Origin of the sequence: Erysipelothrix aquatica (assembly GCF_009828775.2) — a bacterium.
Taxonomy (GTDB): Bacteria; Bacillota_I; Bacilli_A; order Erysipelotrichales; family Erysipelotrichaceae; genus Erysipelothrix; species Erysipelothrix aquatica.
Genome location: NZ_WTSY02000010.1, coordinates 17663 through 35559 on the forward strand (window position 1 = coordinate 17663; position 17897 = coordinate 35559).

The 17897-nt window shown below is 38.7% G+C and carries 19 protein-coding genes and 1 pseudogene; 17 read left to right on the forward strand and 3 right to left on the reverse strand.

The features are described from left to right. The first annotated feature begins 102 nt into the window (after positions 1-102). From GVV20_RS04260 to GVV20_RS04330, 15 genes are all read left to right on the forward strand, one after another. On the forward strand, positions 103-582 hold the full coding sequence (locus tag GVV20_RS04260; RefSeq protein WP_159740247.1) for a PTS sugar transporter subunit IIA: 480 nt from the start codon (positions 103-105) through the stop codon (positions 580-582). A gap of 58 nt (positions 583-640) precedes the next feature. Continuing rightward, complete coding sequence (locus GVV20_RS04265; protein ID WP_201287522.1) at positions 641-1036, forward strand: NUDIX hydrolase; 396 nt, start codon at positions 641-643, stop codon at positions 1034-1036. Positions 1037-1135: 99 nt separating this feature from the next. Next, positions 1136-2161, forward strand: a complete 1026-nt coding sequence (gene queA, locus GVV20_RS04270) for a tRNA preQ1(34) S-adenosylmethionine ribosyltransferase-isomerase QueA (protein WP_159740246.1) — start codon at positions 1136-1138, stop codon at positions 2159-2161. A gap of 12 nt (positions 2162-2173) precedes the next feature. Then, on the forward strand, positions 2174-2680 hold the full coding sequence (locus GVV20_RS04275; protein ID WP_159740245.1) for a hypothetical protein: 507 nt from the start codon (positions 2174-2176) through the stop codon (positions 2678-2680). Then, positions 2677-3015: a hypothetical protein gene (locus GVV20_RS04280; RefSeq protein ID WP_159634506.1), complete on the forward strand. Its 339-nt coding sequence runs from the start codon at positions 2677-2679 to the stop codon at positions 3013-3015. The genes GVV20_RS04275 and GVV20_RS04280 overlap by 4 nt, the downstream gene beginning before the upstream one ends. A gap of 63 nt (positions 3016-3078) precedes the next feature. Further along, positions 3079-3675, forward strand: coding sequence for an SGNH/GDSL hydrolase family protein (locus GVV20_RS04285; protein ID WP_159740244.1), 597 nt, complete (start codon positions 3079-3081; stop codon positions 3673-3675). Further along, entirely contained in the window at positions 3672-4385 is a 714-nt protein-coding gene (locus GVV20_RS04290) for a TrmH family RNA methyltransferase (protein ID WP_159740243.1), read from the forward strand. The genes GVV20_RS04285 and GVV20_RS04290 overlap by 4 nt, the downstream gene beginning before the upstream one ends. Further along, the gene (gene nadE / locus GVV20_RS04295) at positions 4382-6136 is read left to right on the forward strand and encodes an NAD(+) synthase (protein WP_159740242.1); all 1755 of its coding nucleotides are present in this window, start codon (positions 4382-4384) and stop codon (positions 6134-6136) included. Before GVV20_RS04290 ends, nadE begins: the two co-directional genes overlap by 4 nt. A 264-nt stretch (positions 6137-6400) precedes the next feature. Beyond that, positions 6401-7117, forward strand: coding sequence for a CAP domain-containing protein (locus GVV20_RS04300; protein WP_159740241.1), 717 nt, complete (start codon positions 6401-6403; stop codon positions 7115-7117). Between the two features lie 269 nt (positions 7118-7386). Next, complete coding sequence (locus GVV20_RS04305) at positions 7387-9543, forward strand: ABC transporter ATP-binding protein (RefSeq protein WP_159740240.1); 2157 nt, start codon at positions 7387-7389, stop codon at positions 9541-9543. Further along, complete coding sequence (locus GVV20_RS04310) at positions 9530-11332, forward strand: ABC transporter ATP-binding protein (RefSeq protein WP_159740239.1); 1803 nt, start codon at positions 9530-9532, stop codon at positions 11330-11332. The genes GVV20_RS04305 and GVV20_RS04310 overlap by 14 nt, the downstream gene beginning before the upstream one ends. Before the next feature lie 103 nt (positions 11333-11435). Further along, complete coding sequence (locus GVV20_RS04315) at positions 11436-12119, forward strand: YjjG family noncanonical pyrimidine nucleotidase (RefSeq protein WP_159740238.1); 684 nt, start codon at positions 11436-11438, stop codon at positions 12117-12119. A gap of 8 nt (positions 12120-12127) precedes the next feature. Continuing rightward, a complete protein-coding gene (locus tag GVV20_RS04320; protein WP_159740237.1) occupies positions 12128-12334 on the forward strand; it encodes a hypothetical protein in 207 nt (68 codons plus the stop codon). Between the two features lie 31 nt (positions 12335-12365). Continuing rightward, positions 12366-14039, forward strand: coding sequence for a MutS-related protein (locus GVV20_RS04325; RefSeq protein ID WP_159740236.1), 1674 nt, complete (start codon positions 12366-12368; stop codon positions 14037-14039). Positions 14040-14148: 109 nt separating this feature from the next. Then, complete coding sequence (locus GVV20_RS04330) at positions 14149-14379, forward strand: hypothetical protein (RefSeq protein ID WP_159740235.1); 231 nt, start codon at positions 14149-14151, stop codon at positions 14377-14379. A 121-nt stretch (positions 14380-14500) separates the two neighbouring features. Here the strand turns inward: GVV20_RS04330 and GVV20_RS04335 are convergent, their stop codons facing one another. Next, complete coding sequence (locus GVV20_RS04335; protein ID WP_159740234.1) at positions 14501-14740, reverse strand: NifU family protein; 240 nt, start codon at positions 14738-14740, stop codon at positions 14501-14503. Positions 14741-14745: 5 nt separating this feature from the next. Continuing rightward, the gene (locus GVV20_RS04340) at positions 14746-15204 is read right to left on the reverse strand and encodes a divergent PAP2 family protein (RefSeq protein ID WP_159634470.1); all 459 of its coding nucleotides are present in this window, start codon (positions 15202-15204) and stop codon (positions 14746-14748) included. Between the two features lie 75 nt (positions 15205-15279). Between GVV20_RS04340 and GVV20_RS04345 the strand changes: the two are divergent. Beyond that, positions 15280-15450, forward strand: a pseudogene (locus tag GVV20_RS04345) (S1 RNA-binding domain-containing protein); the annotation flags it as partial. Positions 15451-15642: 192 nt separating this feature from the next. Continuing rightward, positions 15643-16911: a glucose-6-phosphate isomerase gene (locus GVV20_RS04350; protein ID WP_236261786.1), complete on the forward strand. Its 1269-nt coding sequence runs from the start codon at positions 15643-15645 to the stop codon at positions 16909-16911. Between the two features lie 380 nt (positions 16912-17291). Here GVV20_RS04350 and msrA read toward each other — a convergent pair whose 3' ends face one another. Then, positions 17292-17816 (reverse strand): peptide-methionine (S)-S-oxide reductase MsrA, encoded by a 525-nt coding sequence (gene msrA / locus GVV20_RS04355; protein ID WP_349252233.1) that lies wholly within the window; start codon positions 17814-17816, stop codon positions 17292-17294. Positions 17817-17897: the final 81 nt, after the last annotated feature.

The following is a 17897-nucleotide window of genomic DNA, read 5'->3' on the forward strand; positions in this document are numbered from 1 at the left end:
AACGTATCTATTGGGCGTGAATAAATGATAAAATAGATACACGAGCGGAAACAATCAATTTAAATGACTTGATGCGGCGTAGCGCCATTTGGAGGTATATATATGTTTTTTAAACGTAAAAAGAAAGCGACAGATGAATCTTATGGAGCATTTGGAACTGGAACTGTTTTATCATTAGAACAAGTTCCCGATCCAGTCTTTGCCCAAAAAATGATGGGTGACGGTTATGCCATCGAATTAACCGACGGAACAATTGTTGCACCTTCTGAAGGTGAAGTAACGGTTGTGTTCCCAACGGGTCATGCCTATGGGATTGTCAGAGAAGATGGTGTCGAAATTCTTGTACACTTAGGAATTGATACAGTACAACTTGAAGGAAAAGGGTTTGTATCACATGTTAAAGTCGGTGATAAAGTATCACGCGGTGATAAACTTGCGACCATGGATCTTGAACTCATCAAGGAAGCTGGGAAATCAATTATTAGTCCAATGATAATAACATCAGGGCAAGCAATCACATTACATCGTGATGGTGAAACAGTAACACCAACAACTGAGGATATCTTCTCAGTAAACGCATAATTTAAAGCTTAGGGTATCCTAAGCTTTTTTGTATCGCCATTTATGAAAGGAGATATCTATGGAATACTACAAATACTTACGACAATTTGTTGGGCATCGTCCAATTATATTGCCAGGTTCAGTTGTACTTGTTTTTGATAGTGCTGGAGCAGTTCTTTTGGAGCAGCGTATTTCCGGTCACTTTGGACTTCCAGGAGGAATGATGGATCTTGGAGAAAGTTTCGAAACAGTTGCTATCCGCGAAGTTAAAGAAGAAACCAACTTGACGATTCGAACACTGGAGTTTTTTAAAAATTACTCAGGACCGTCGCATCATGTAGTTCTCGAAAATGGGGATGAAATGTATGTCGTAACTGCTGTTTTCTATACAACAGATTATGAGGGTGATTTGCAACATAATCCTGATGAATCCCTACGTGTTCAGTTTTTTCACTGGATCAATTACCGGAATTAATGGTTCCCGTTCATTTGCGAATGATTCGAGAATTTCAAGAGTTCGCAATCACAAAAGAGAATGTGTTAAAATAGTAAAGAACTTTTTAGGAGAACACTTATGAACGTAAATGATTTTGATTTTTACCTTCCAGAGTCACTGATAGCACAAACACCTGCAGCCAAACGCAGTGAGTCGCGCTTATTGGTTGTGGACGGTATGAATCTTGAAGATAAACACTTCTACAATATAACCGACTACTTGCATGAAGGGGACGTTTTAGTGGTCAATAACACACGAGTTATTGCTGCTCGTCTTTTTGGAGAGAAACCGGAAACCGGCGCACATGTCGAGTTGTTGATTCTTAAATTTGAAGGAAAAACAGCAGAATGTCTTGTTGGAAACGCTAAGGTTGTAAAATTGGGAACTGAACTAAGCTTTGGTGGTGGGAAACTGAAGGCAATCTGTACAAAAATTGGCGAAGAAGGAATTCGTTTCTTTGACCTTATTTTTGATGGAATATTCTTAGAAGTGCTGGATGAACTTGGGCAAATGCCTTTGCCACCGTACATCCATGAGCGCCTCGAAGATAAAGAACGCTATCAAACAGTTTATTCGGAAGTTGCGGGAAGTGCTGCAGCACCAACTGCTGGATTACACTTTACGGAAGAAATCCTTGACCAATTGAAAGCAAAAGGTGTTATGATTGTTCCTGTAACATTACATGTTGGATTGGGAACGTTCCGACCTGTCAAAGTGGATAATATTTTTGAACATACAATGCATGCTGAATCATACTTCATGACCCAAGAAACTGCGGATGTTCTAAATCAAGCACGTGCTGAAGGGCGTCGTATTGTGGCTGTTGGAACGACATCAGTACGAACTTTGGAAACCATTATGACCGAACACGGAACATTTTTGGAAACTGAAGGCGAAAGTAAAATATTCATCTATCCAGGATATGAATGGAAAGCAGTGGACGCAATCATTACGAACTTCCACTTGCCAAAATCTACACTCATTATGCTTGTCAGCGCCTTTGCTGGTAAAGCTGAAATTGACCACGCGTATGCCCATGCAGTTGAGACAGAATATCGTTTCTTCTCCTTTGGGGATAGCATGATCTTGACCCATAAAATATAAAAAAGGAGTCTTATGAAAATCAATAAAAATCCAGAGCGGTTAAAAATGATTCTAATAGTGATAGGAATTCAGTTCATTGTCGCAACAGTAACGCTCTTAATGTATGGAAACGGTCATCCTCTAATTCAATATATTAGAAGCATTCATGTCGGTTTCCAAGTGATTATAATTAGTATTGTAGGATTTATCATTTATGCAATTCCAGGTTATTTGTTAGTTATTTCAAAATCTAATAAACGTAACCTTATCGAAACGATTGATTCAGCAGTTCTCGTTCTAACGGGGATTTTGCTTGCAACGTTTTTGATTATTTTTGTATATAGTTACCTGCTACACTTAAAAACGCCATGGTTATTCTATAGTCTCATAAACCCAATTTTTGGGAACTTAATGTACGACACGATGCAGATTCGATCTTTTATGAATCTTGTCTGGTTGCCATCAACTATTATTCCAGGACTCGGAATATTGTTTGGTGCGTTTGTACGCCTTAAACAAGAAGGAGTTGTGAAAGTTTGAAACGTCATTGGACCGCATTACTGGCGATTGTTGCATCCGCAATAATCTACAGTCTGCTTTTAAAATTTATACCTGGAACCTTTACATGGTTTCTGACATTTATTTGGATGGTTATGCTACTGGTAATTGGACACTTCATGTCTCCACACAGCAAAGCAAATAACCGTTGGTTAGGAAAAGTTGTCATCGCAATTATCGTTGTCTTTATCTTTGGATTCCAACTGAATATTCTTCAAGTACCAGAGTTTCGGCAATTACTTGGAACCGTCGGAATAACCGGTGGGTTCTTAGATTTGCTCTTATTGTACTGTGGATGGGCATTTTTCCAAGTTTAAAAGAGTTTTCGAACTCTTTTTTTCGTTGAAACATGTATAATAAAATATATGGGGTGACTGAATATGAGATTAAAGAAAAATGCGAGCATCGTGCTACTGGGTGATAATACGTTGGTAAGTACATCGTTAACACGATCACTGACAAAAGCGTTGCCAAATTATAACGTTCATAACAGTGCTCAGAAGCACTATCTAACCGAAGATGTGTTAAACAATTTTCAATCGGACTGTACAACACTGAAACCAAGCGTTGTTTTTGTGTTCCTTGGTAATGAAGATAGTTTGAGCTTGCGCCGAGACATCTTGTCTGGAACAACTGCTTCCATGCTTAACTTTGAAAACCAATATCATGAACTCGCTCGTAAATTGGATGCATTGACACTCAAACGTGTTGTCTTGATTGAGCCTTTCTATGTCTCAAGATATGCAATCCGTGATCACGTTCGTTATGATATTCAGGATAAAATATACATTACCCGTAAAATTGCGAAGTCGTATGGGTTTGAATTAATTACATTGGATGGATTGTTGAATCAAGCGGCATTCGATACCGGAGCTTATAATATCGTCAAACCAAATGGTTTACAGTTAAAAAAACCAGGTGTTCGTATTCTAGAAACAGCGATCTTGGATAAATTTAAAGAGTGGAGTATTCTATGATTGTATCAGGTAAAATAAGTGTTAAAGCAATTCTAAAAGAGCGAAAACGAGAAATTAGTGCGGTCTACATTCTTGATAAGCATCATGACCGTGAGTCGCGTTATGTTTTGGGAATCGCACAGGGTTTACCAATTGAACGGTTAGACCGTGAGGCTATGGATCAATTGGCCGGGAATACGAGTCATGGCGGATACTTGGTTGCATGTGGCCCCAGACTATCGGATGGTTTCGACACGCTAAAACAAGGATCGCTTGCACTCATGTGTATTGAAGGGGTAACTGATCCTTTTAACCTTGGTGAGATTTGTCGTACAGTAGCATCTTTGGGTTTTGATGGGATTGTGACTCCAAACTATGATTTTTATGATAATGAAGCAAAACTGATTCGTGCGAGTGCCGGTGCAAGTGAATCGTTATGGTGGTTAAAATCTGACGACTTAGCGCATGATATGGCGAGTATAAAAGAACGCGATGTTCGCATTGTTGCCGCTTATCGAGGTGATGAGAGTGTTGCGCTTCATCACTATCAAATGCCAAACCGTGTATGTATTGCTTTGGGTGGCGCACTTCGTGGCCTTTCACGTGCACTTCTTGATTTAAGTGATGATCATGTTCGTATTGATTATGATGCACGAGTCTCATTGAGTACTGTTGGTGCAGCGACATCCTTTGCCTATGAACACTATCGTCAAAAAGGAGTATCCGAATGAAACTAGCAATTATACAACAACGTATTTTCTCAAATAATCCCCAACGAAACTTTGAAGTCATGAAAGCAGCGATTCAAGCGCATAAGAATCAAGTCGATATCATTGTTTTTCCAGAGATGGCCGTGGGTGGCTACATGTTGGGCGATAAATATAATAATCTGGATACGATTCATGATTTCATGTACTATAACGACCAATTAAAGGCGCTCTCTGAGGGAACCGCAGTCATTTGGGGGAATGTTCATCATGATGGAAAACATTTATATAATGCTGCGTATTTTGCGGTTGATGGCGATTGGGCTCACCGTGCTTCGCAAACCGATGCGGGAATTTATCTAAAACATTTATTGCCTAACTATACATTCTTTGATGATAAACGTTACTTCCATGCGGGTTATGGAAATTTTGAACCGTTTGAATTTAAAGGGCAAAAAGTAGCGATTCAAATCTGCGAAGATATGTGGGATGAAACGCATGATATGTCACCTACGACACAAATGAAAGCCTATAATCCTGATGTAATGATTAATATTTCTGCATCACCATGGGTTAAAGGCAAAGAGACATCACGCCTCGATACAATTCGTCGTCACAATTTATCGATGCCATTTGTTTATGTGAATGCCACGGGTATGCAAAACAATGGTAAGAATGTCGTCGTTTTTGATGGTGGGTCATTGGTTGTAACACCAACGACGATTCACGAGTTACCGCAAAACTTCGAACAATCGGAAACAGTGATTGATTTGGCGACTCTCGAAGCGCATCAAAATCCTGTGGAGCATAAACTTTATGAAGCACTCATCCACGCAATTCGTTATTTTGATGAGGAAACACTTGCATACGGTCCAAAATGGGTTGTGGGTGTATCGGGTGGTCTTGATAGCAGCGTAACGGTATCGCTCTTAGTTAAAGCATTGGGCGCAGAACGTGTATTGGGTGTTACGATGCCAAGCAAATTCACACGTGACATTACCAAGAGTAATGCCTATCATCTCAGTGAGAAACTTAACTTCAAATTATTGGAAATTCCGATTGCCTCAATGGTTGATGCGACACTTGAAAGTTTGAGCCATGGTGGTTACGACACTGTAGAAGGATTGTCCTACGAAAACATTCAAGCGCGTCTACGAGGCCATACATTAATGAGTGTATCGAGCCTGGAAAATGCAGTTGTTTCAAATAATGGAAACAAAATTGAGGTTGCGTTGGGTTATGCGACACTTTATGGTGATGCAATTGGTGCGCTTGCGATACTGGGAGATCTTACCAAAATGGAAGTGGGAAAAGTCGCGCAATCGCTGAACGAAATTGCTCAGGCGGAAATCGTCCCACAAAATCTGATCCCGCTTGATGAAGCAACACATGTCTCTTGGGAATTTGCACCAAGTGCAGAATTAAAGGATGATCAATTTGATCCCATGAAATGGGGTTATCATGATGCACTCATTGAATTCTTACAGAAAGATTCTTTGGAAGATTTGCTTGCGTCATATTTAGACGGTACTATATACAATACCAAGCTCGGTAGTTATCTTTATGCCTATCAATTAGATAAGCCCGAAGCGTTTATTGAAGATTTGAAATGGGTCATTCGAACGATGAATGTCGCCGTTTATAAACGCATTCAAATGCCACCGATTGTTTCAGTGAGTGACTATGCGTATGGCATGACGTACCGTGAGAGCCAACTTCCACAGACTTATACACAGAAACAACGTGCACTTATAGAATCCATTCTTAAAATGTAAAAAGATAACCTCGGTTATCTTTTTTTATGTTTGATTCTAAATCTTAACTCATCAGTCACAAGAAAAACACAAAACAATTGAAAAATAGTTACCAAATAATCACTAAATACAGCATGTTAGTCAATATACAACGAACATGATTTAATAATTGTGCGATAAACCTTATAATGTGTCAGACACAATGGTATTATAATCCTATGTTCATGATAGGATGCCGTGTTGTATAAAACAACCCTTAGTAATTTTTTTTGAAGGGGTGATTATGTGGAGAAAATACTACTGATACTTATAGTAGTTTTACTTATCACGGGTTGTGCCTCAAATCAGCAACTGGGCATGGTGATGACTGGTGACAAAGTGGCCAGTTATTCCAAAGTAATTGATGAGCGGATTGAACCTATCTACTATGAAACAATTGAAAGATCTTCAGGATTATTGTTTGTTGGTGATTCGCGAATTGTTGAATCGGGAGCGGATGGGTATTATCGTTATGAAATCATTCAGTTAGAACATAATGGTGACATAACGACATATGAAAATCTTGCAGAGACAGTTCCTGCAACAGCAGAAATTATAGAAGTTGGGGTTAAAACCTTGGAAAGTGTGACACAAGGTGTTTATGATGATGTTCTTGCAAGTGCATTATTCGAATCAATTAATCAATCCCGACGGGATGTTTATTTATCAGAGCTAACGTGGTCAAATGAATTATCGCAAGCTGCTAAAACAAGGGCTAAGGAACTTCTTATTACATTTGATCATAAACGTCCAGATGGACGCTTATGGGATACTGTGAGTAGCCATGTCTATGCTGAAAATATAGCATACGGGCAAAAGACCTCTGAAGAAGCACAAGCAGGCTTCATGCAATCTGAATCACATCGTGACAATATTCTCTATGGAGATTTTGGGACGGTTGGAACTGCTGTAATTCGAGATGTTCGAGGTATGTATTACTACGTACAACTGTTTGGTTATTAGTAATGCCCTTGAACCGAAATAAAATACCGTACTGTGTGGGGACCAGTGCGGTATTTTATTTATGACATAACTATAGTGAAGAGAAAAAAGTTTATATACAAATTCATGAAAGTTGTTATCCGTGATAACAACTTTTTCTATGAGAACGTGAAGATTTGTTAAAATCGAACCATTAAAATTGTCATGACTGAAAATTTGTAATATAATAGTAAATGAACATGGTTCATTTTATGAAATTTATGTGAAGATTACGAGAGAGAGGTACATGAATGAAACGTATTCTGAAGAATATGAAACCATTCATACTCTTAGTTCTGGTAGCAATTTCACTCTTGTTTGTTCAGGCGTGGGCCGACTTAAAACTTCCGAATTATATGTCGGATATTGTAAACGTCGGAATCCAACAGTCGGGGATTGAACATGCAAGTCCAGAAATAATGAGTAAGAATGGCTACGATTTAATCGCTGCTGTACTTCCAGAAACACAATCAAATGCATTTAAAGATGCATATACAGTATCTGGTAATGAAGCAGTCATCAAGGATGATGTAGATCGAAAAGAAATCGATGTGTTAGTGGGAGAATCCATTTGGACATTGATGAACTACGAAATTCCCGGAACCGAGCCGATGAACGGTCAAATGTCCGAAGATTTCAATATCACAGATCTTTACCCTGCAATTCCACTCTTTGAGTCCTTAGACAATTCAATCAAAGAAGCGGCATTTGCAAAGGCTGAAGAAACTCAAGATTCTTTAAAAGCACAAACCGGCGTCATGGTCGCAAAAATGCTTTATGAAGAACAAGGAACGGATATATCAACGTTACAACGTGACTATATCTTTAAAACCGGATTACAAATGCTAGGAATAACATTTGTTGGGGTTATTGCTGCCGTGTTAGTTGGTTTATCCGCAACACGTACAGGGGCAGGATTCTCCCGCAATCTACGTCGTGAAGTCTTTGAAAAAATTCAGGGCTTCTCAAGTGCAGAGTTTAATAAATTCTCACAATCATCAATGGTTGTTCGATCAGCCAATGATGTGACACAAGTACAAATGATGATCATGATGTCTATACGAATCTTCTTCTATGCGCCAATTATGGCGATAGGTGGAATTGTCATGATTCAAAATAAAGCCGATTCCATGACGTGGTTAATTGGTGCAGCATGCGCCGCTCTCTTCGTTGTTCTTCTCTTTATTTATTTTGTTGCAATGCCAAAATTTAAAATTCGACAATCACTCGTCGACCGTCTAAACCTAGTTTTCCGCGAAAACTTAAGTGGTGTCATGGTTATGCGAGCATTTGGAAATACAGATTTTGAAAATAAACGTTTTGGAAAAGCAAACGTTGATGTTGCTGACCTGACATTGTTTGTAAACCGTGTCATGTCGATTATGATGCCAATCATGATGTTAATTATGAACATGACAGTTGTGGGTATTATTTGGTTTGGTGCGGGTGAAGTGTCAAATGGAATTATTCAAATTGGAGACATGATGGCATTTATGCAATATGCAATGCAAATCATTATGGCCTTCCTTATGATTTCAATGATGTTTATTTTCATTCCACGTGCAATGGTCTCATTGAACCGTATTAACGAAATTCTTGAAACCGAAAATTCAATTGAGGATCCACAAACAAGCCTTTCATTGGATGATACAAAACGTGGTGTTGTTGAGTTTGATAATGTTTCATTCAAATATGACGGTGCGGATGAATATGTCCTCAAAGATATTAGTTTCACTGCACGACCAGGACAAACAACCGCATTTATTGGGTCAACCGGATCTGGTAAATCAACCTTAATCAACCTGATTCCACGCTTTTACGATGCTAGTGAAGGTGTTGTGCGTGTTGATGGTGTTGATGTGCGAGATGTTGATCAGAAAACGCTTCGTGAAGACATCGGCTATATTCCTCAAAAGGGAATTCTATTGTCTGGAACGGTTGAAGAAAACCTGAAATATGGAAATCAAGGGGCAAGTGATGAACAAGTCCTTAAAGCATTAGAAATTGCACAGGGAAACTTTATTCTTGATAAAGAAGAAGGCCTTCAATATCGTATTGCACAAGGTGGAACAAACGTTTCTGGAGGACAACGCCAGCGACTCAGTATTGCCCGTGCTTTAGTACGTGATGCGTCGATCTATATCTTTGATGATAGTTTCTCAGCCTTAGACTTCAAAACAGATCAACTTTTACGAAAAGCAATTCATGAAAACTATGAAGATGCAACATTGATGATTGTTGCACAACGTGTTAATACAATTATCGATGCAGACCAAATCATCGTATTGGACGAAGGAAAAATGGTAGGAATTGGTACTCACCAAGAACTCCTCAAATCAAGCGCCACATACTATGAAATTGCTGCGTCACAATTATCAGAGGAGGAATTGAATTATGGCAAGAAATAACAGTTCAGCTCCATCTGGAAAAGCAAAAGATATGAAACAAACAATTCGCAAGCTTGCGGGATTGATTAAACCACATTTGACTAAATTTATCTTTGTCTTGATTGCGGCACTCATCTCGACGGTATTAGCAATTATCGGACCGAAGATTCTAGGACAAGCAACAACCGTTCTGTTTGAAGGATTGGTGTCACGTGTTCAAGGTCTTGGAGGTGTAGACTTTGAGAAGATTGGACGAATTCTTATCTTCCTCTCAGCAATTTACGGATTTAGTTTCTTATTTAGCTATATTCAAGGGTTTGTGATGGCGCGAATTTCTCGTGATATTACCTTTAAACTGCGTAAAGATATGCAAGTTAAAATTGACCGTTTGCCCCTTAGCTATTTTGACAAAACAACAGTTGGAGATACACTTTCAATTGTAACGAACGATATTGATGTTATTGATACAAACTTGACCAATAGTATTACACAAATTCTTACATCAGTAACAACGATTGTTGGGGTCTTATATATGATGATTACGATTAACTGGCAAATGACGCTTGCGGCATTGCTCGTTATGCCGATATCATTCGGAATTATGGTCTTTATCTTTAGTCGTTCACAAAAATTCTTCCAAGCCCAACAAGACAACTTGGGAGAGTTGAACAGTCATATTGAAGAAATGTACGGAAGCCAAATTGTTGTGAAAGCATACAATGCGGAAGACATTTCATTAGCAAAACATGATGAAATCAACAACCGTCTCTACGATTCAACATGGAAGAGTAACTTCTTCTCAGGTTTAGCACAACCAATGATGAACTTTATTGGGAATGCTGGTTATGTTGTAATTAGTATTCTTGGTGGTTGGTATGCAACGCAAGGAATGATCAGTGTTGGGGATATTCAGTCCTTTATCCAATATATGCGTAACTTCTTGAACCCGATTGCACAATTGGGAAGTATTTCCGCACAATTCCAACAATCAATCGCAGCTGCAGAACGTGTCTTTGAGTTCTTAGAAGAAGATGAAGAACCAGCAGAAACACCTGTTGACTACGATTTGGAAACACTGCAAAGTTCTGTTATGTTTGAGAATGTAAACTTTGGTTACCTTCCAGGACAAACAATTATCAATGACTTTAGTACCTATGTTAAACCAGGTCAAAAAGTTGCGATTGTTGGTCCAACAGGTGCTGGTAAAACAACCATTGTTAAACTCTTAATGCGTTTCTACGATGTTACTTCCGGATCAATTATGATTGACGGTATTGATATCCGAAACTTCAAACGTGAAGATTTACGTTCGACCATTGGTATGGTTCTTCAAGATACATGGTTATACAGTGGATCCATTAAAGAAAACATTCGTTACGGTAATCTCGATGCAACGGACGAAGAGGTTTACACCGCTGCTCAAGAAGCACAAGTTGATCACTTTGTTCGAACCTTAGCGGATGGTTATGATACAGTTCTTAATGAAGAAACATCGAATGTCTCTCAAGGTCAAAAACAATTATTAACGATTGCGCGTGCAATTCTCGCTGATCCCAAAATTATGATTCTTGATGAAGCAACAAGCTCAGTAGATACCCGTACTGAAGTACTTATCCAACAAGCGTTGGATAAATTGATGGAAGGACGTACAAGCTTTATTATTGCACACCGTCTTTCAACGATTCGTAACGCAGACATGATTCTCGTTATGGATAAAGGTGATATTATTGAAGTGGGTAATCATGAAGAGCTCATCGCCAAAGATGGCTTCTATGCAACCCTCTACAACAGTCAATTTTCTGAAGACTAGTTTGAAAGTTCGTGAGCTTAGCTCACGGACTTTTTTTTAAGTATGCGATACAAAACGTCTAGAATGTTGTATTATTAGAAGTATGAAATAAGCGGGGTTTAAGATGAAGTATAAAACAATATTACTAGATATCGATAATACACTACTCGATTTCACAGCATCACAAGACATTGCTTTTGGAAAATTGCTCAACGATCTGGGCATTCCTTACAGCGATGCCCTCAAAGAGAAGTATTTAACCATCAATCATCAATTATGGCACGACCATGAAGCAGGCCATATTCCGAAAGAGACCATCATGGAACAGCGGTTTGCGCGCTCATTTGAAGACTATGAAGTCAATATGAGTGGGTATGAAATGGATGATAAATTCCGACAACATGTGGAAAACCATCCAATATTAATGCCCAATGCGAAGGAATTACTTGCAAAAATTACAGATAAGTATACACTAGCAATAGTGACTAACGGTATTAGTCGAACACAACATAAACGCTTGCATAACGTTGGTATTCATGATATTTTCGAAGCCATTGTCATCTCGAGTGATGTTGGAGCGACAAAACCAAGTCCTGTTTTCTTTGATTACACATTCAAACAATTACCGCATGCGGATAAAACGACAACGTTGATTATCGGTGACTCGTTGAGTGCAGATATTCAAGGGGGTAATCGTGCGGGAATAACGACCGTCTGGTACAATCCAAAACAAATCGAAAACACCAGTAACATTATTCCGGATTATGAAATTACGGATTTAATGGAACTACTCAGTATTGTGGAATAGGAGGATCTATGGCACAGAAGAGTAAAGATAAATCGACATATACAAGTATTGTAGGATTAGGAATACTTGTTACCTTAATGTGGATTTCAGATCGCATCTTATATCCTTTTGGCGGATGGCCAATGCTACGTATTATTAATTATATATTAATGATTGCGGCAGTCGTGCTTATCATCCAAAAGTTTATAAAATTAACGAAACAAGCCAATAAATAGTGCTTGTTTCTTTTTCTATGAGGAGGAAATTATGGGCGTTATAGTCGTAGGAGTTAGTGTCGTAGTAAGTGTGCTGGTCATTATCTTTTTGATTGCGAAATTTCAAAGAGAACAAACAATTCAAATGATCAAACAGCAGTATGGGGAGAAACCAGAGTTCGATTCACGTTTTTTTGAAATGGCGAATGCACGGTATTATTTTGATCGTTTTACACCCGAACAGGCAATTGATGAGACAACTTTCCAAGACCTGGACATGGAGGCATTGTTTCATCGTATGAATGTAACGCAGTCCGCGCTCGGAGAAAGCATGCTTTATTATCGCCTACGGGATATGCGCAAGCATAATCGTGATGATTTCGAATTAAAGGTCACAGCAATGGAAGATGAAACAACACGGTTAAAAGTGCTGCTGCCACTCAATCGCATCGGAAAACCACGTGAGAAGATGATGCAGGCATACTTTGATGGCTATGAGCCCATTGATCATAACTTTAATATAATACTTATATTAGCGAGAGCCTTCGCGATTGGATCAATTCTTATGCTTTTCATTGATCTAACAGCAGGTATATTAGGGGTTACCTTTTCATTCATTGCCATGTTTGCTCTTAATGAAAAAGTTACGGATCAAATTAAAGCGAACATAAGCAGTGCATCCTATTTTACGGATGTTATTAAATGTGGTCACAAAATTACGAAATTTGAACATGAATCCTTTGAAACAGAAATGGAGCATTTACTAGCATCATTAAAACCATTTAATGGTGTCTCCGCGATCCTTAGCTTTGCAATGCCAACCAATCAAAGTGATGTAATGGGCCTCAGTTTCTTTACAAGTATCTTATCTACTTATTTTTTGATAACTCCGCTAGCCTATGGTCGCGTCATCAAAATATATAATTCGAATCAAGAAGCCATGCGCGATGTAGTCGAAATCATGGGCATGCTTGAGGTCTATATTGCGACAGCTTCTTATCGCGAATCGTTGCGAAACTATTCACTCCCAATTGAGTCCAATCGTTCAGCTCCTAAATTTACGAACATCGTCCATCCATTGATTGAAGATGCGGCCATCGCGAATACAGCCGAACTGGACCAAAGATGTCTAATAACAGGATCAAATGCGAGTGGGAAATCAACCTTTGTCCGTGCGTTAGCATTAAATACAATTTTAGGGCAAAACTTCAATACATGTACTGCAGATTCATTTGAGTTACGACATGCTCACGTCATTACATCGATGGCAATGCGCGACAACATTGAATCGGGTGACAGTTATTTTGTGACCGAGACAAAATCGATAAAACGAATATTGGATGCCGTAAAGCATGAAACATTTACACTTGTTTTTATTGATGAAATTCTAAAAGGAACCAATACAATCGAGCGGATTGCAGCATCTGCATCAGTGCTTTCGGCTCTTTCCCATGAATCGTGCTTCGTAGCTGCAGCAACGCATGATATTGAACTGACAGAGATGTTAGGTACTATCTATACGAATTATCATTTCCGCGAAACGATCACCCATGATGGTATTGAGTTTGATTATCAACTTCGACAAGGACCATCCAACACAACCAATGCAATTCGATTGCTTGAGCACTATGGATATGAACCAAAACTTGTTGCTGTTGCAGATGCACTGGCATCACAGTTTAGAGAGACCCGTTCGTGGCCTAATGTAACCTTAAACGATAAGTAAGCTTATCGTTTTTTTTATACAAGATAAACACTAAAATAGACCACCTAAACCAAGAAACCTGTAGCTAACTTCATGGATTGCTATACTTGAACTAATGTGGGGTATATCTATGAAGAAAAAACAATCCAGTCTTGTTCTAAGTATTATTGTCGCAACAATCGCATGCTATATGGGATTTAAAGTAATCCTCTTTTTGATTATCAAAAATATGGATGCAGCAGCCACCCAACACCTTGATTTTATGAGCTTTATGACAGTTGATATTGTCGTGACTTTTATCGTTATTATGGTGATTGCGATTATCGCATGGCTGGTTAAAAATACCCATCCCAAACCATAAAAATGATGCAGGACTAAAAAGCATCCTCTATTCGTACCCTTGTGCTAAGACAAGATACAAATAGAAGATGCTTTTTTTACTGTTTTTAATAGACTTGGATTAATACTAAATCGTATTGCGATTATAAATCGTAATCTTCGGCAATGACACCGGTGACTTCTTCGATTTCATCCATGAGCAGTGCCTCAACACCACCACGAAGCGTGTAGTCAATCAGTCCACACCCAATGCAAGCTCCAAGTAGTCGGACTGTTACAACGCCTTGGTCGTTGACACTTACGAATTCCATGTCACCGCCATCACGTTGAATATATGGTCTGATTTTATCTAACGATTGAATAATACGTTCTTCTAATGTCATGTTAATCACCCCTGAAAGAAATACAGAACAGATGCTGTGATTAATCCCAATAGGAAACCACCAATTACTTCAACCCATTTATGACCTAAAACATCTTTAATCTTTTCGCGATACACAGGATTTTCCAATGTAGTTTGTGTCAAGATTTCGATATCCTGGATGAGTTGTTTGGTCATCTTAATGTTTTGACCCGCATAATAGCGAACATTCGCAGCATCATAAATAACAGTTAATGAAAATACCAATGAAATAAAGAAATACTGTGATTGGAACCCTGAGAGATACCCATACGACATCGTAAGCCCAACAACCAAGGAAGTATGCGAACTTGGGAAACCACCACTTTCGAAGATCGAACTTAAGTCTTTCTCGCCAGTTCTTAAATAGTAAAACAATGGCTTCAAGAGCTGTGCGAGCACATTCGCCAAGATTGCTGAAATGATTGGATAAAAATTTGAACTCATAGGATCCACCTCTTACTTTTATTATATCATACAAAAAAGGATGTGTTATAATATATAAGATATTGAGGTATGAAAATGAAACATAAGTATACAAATGGACAGATAGTTGAAGGTGTCATAACCGGAATCCAACCGTACGGTGCTTTTGTTGTCTTAGATGAAGAGACCACTGGTCTTATCCATATCTCAGAAGTTTCGGATGATTTTGTACGTGATATTCGTCAATATATAACACAAGGGGAACATATTATTGCGAAGATTATTGATGTGAGTGAAGGTCCTAGTCAATTGCGCTTATCATTGAAAGCATTGAACTATTCTTCACGAAAAGATCGCACCGATAAAGACAATAAACGACCTTTAGTACCGGACGCTGAGTTGGGTTTTGAAACACTTGAGACAATAATGCCTCGATGGTTGACGCAAAAGGAGAAAGATATGGTTAAAGTAGATTTAAGTCACGCACTATTAGAAGGTAATGTATTAGATTATCAAGAAGACGTGAATCGTATTCATGAAATGTTACATGCAGGTACTGGAAAAGGAAGCGATTATACCGGTTGGTTAGATTGGGCAAATCGCTACGATAAAGATGAATTTGCACGTATCAAAGCTGCTGCTAAACGCATTCAAGAACAAGCTGATGTTCTCTTAGTATGTGGAATCGGTGGATCATACTTAGGCGCTCGTGCAGCAATTGAAATGCTGCAAGGACCTTATGCACAATCAGACTTAGAAATAATTTATGTGGGAAATACATTCTCATCAACGGCAATTGTTCGTATCTTGAACTATATTAAAGGGAAACGTGTTGCAGTGAATGTCATCTCCAAATCTGGAACAACAACAGAGACAGCACTCGCATTTCGTATGATTCGTCAGCACATGGAAGCTGTCTATGGTGAAGAAGCAGCACAACGCATCTATGCTACAACTGATGCAAAGAATGGTCTTTTAAAACCACTAGCCGACGCCAAAGGGTATGAAACATTTGTGATTCCTGATGATATTGGTGGTCGCTTCTCGGTTATTACGCCGGTAGGACTTTTACCAATTGCGGCTGCTGGGATTGATATTGATGCACTAATGCAAGGTGTCAAAGACGCTACATTTGAATTTAATACTCCTGACCTTACCGCAAACCCTGCTTACACTTATGCAGTAGCACGCCGTATGCTTGAAAAACAAGGGAAGGTTACAGAGATGTTCGTGAGCTACGAAACACACATGCTCTTTGTTGCTGAATGGTGGAAACAACTCTTCGGCGAATCTGAAGGAAAAGAAGGAAAAGGTATTTTACCTGCAAGTGTCAACTTCTCAACAGACTTGCATTCAATGGGGCAACACATCCAAGACGGAACCAAAAATATATTTGAAACGGTCGTACTCATCGATAATCCAATCGAAGATATGTTAGTACCTGAAGAATTAAATGATCTTGACCAAATGAACTATCTAGCAGGCAAGAGCCTACACTGGATAAACCAAAAAGCATTTGAAGGAACGCTTGAAGCGCATGAAGTTACAGGCGGTGTTCCTAACATCTTAATTTCAATTGAGAAAGCAGATGCCTATACATTTGGCTATATGGTCTATTTCTTCTTTACGGCACTGGCAATGTCAGTTTACATGCTGGATGTGAATCCATTTGATCAACCTGGCGTTGAAGTTTACAAAAAGAACATGTTCCGCTTACTGGGAAAATAAGTCAAAACAAAACCCTCTATTGATGATAGAGGGTTTTTTGTGTGTGAGATGACATAAAAAAAAGGAGTTCGACTCCTTGCTTTTATAGTTAGTCTACCAATAGAGATTGATATGAAGAAGATAGACTAAACGGAAGTTCAATTGGAGATTGATTCTATTATGCATGTAATGGCACTTACATGGATATTATTATAAGACTTCCGAAAGTTATTGTTCTAACGCCTACCAAAACATTAGAAACGATTTAACTTACAAGATTATTATACACAATATTTGAGAGAAAACATAACAAATGACTGTGCTTTGATAATAATTTATTAAAAGTGATCTAAAATAATAAAAAAAGCAACGTTTCAACGTTACTTTGTGAAAAATATACTTTACTTTGTATAATTATCTTTCAATTCATCGGCATTTGCGACACTAAAGTCAACATGGCAGTACCCACCAGGGTTCACATTTAGATAAAGCTGATGCTCATCTTCTGCGATTGTAAAGTTTTCAAGAGCCTGAACTTCCACAGCAAGTGGACCATCAATTGATGATGCAAGTATCGCAATGGTCGCCTCGATAATGGTTCGGTCATTATCATCAGTATAGTAAATACCGGTTCGATATTGGGTACCAATGTCGTTGCCTTGGCGGTTTAGGGATGTGGGATCAATAATTCGGAAGAGGTGATCAATGATTGCCTCCAATGATAACACGACAGGATCATAAACGAGTTCAACCGTTTCTGTGTGACCCGTCGTACCTGAACAAACGTCGCGATACGATACACCATCACGGATACCATTGGCGTACCCAACTTTGGTATTCACTGTACCTTTGAGGCGTCTGAAGTATTCTTCTACACCCCAGAAGCAACCACCAGCTAAATAGATTTTTCGTGTTGTATTGGACATCATGTATCCTCCTTTTCAAAAATTGTAGCACAAAGCTAACCATTTCATGGACATTTCGCTCATAAAAAAAGAGGTCGTAAT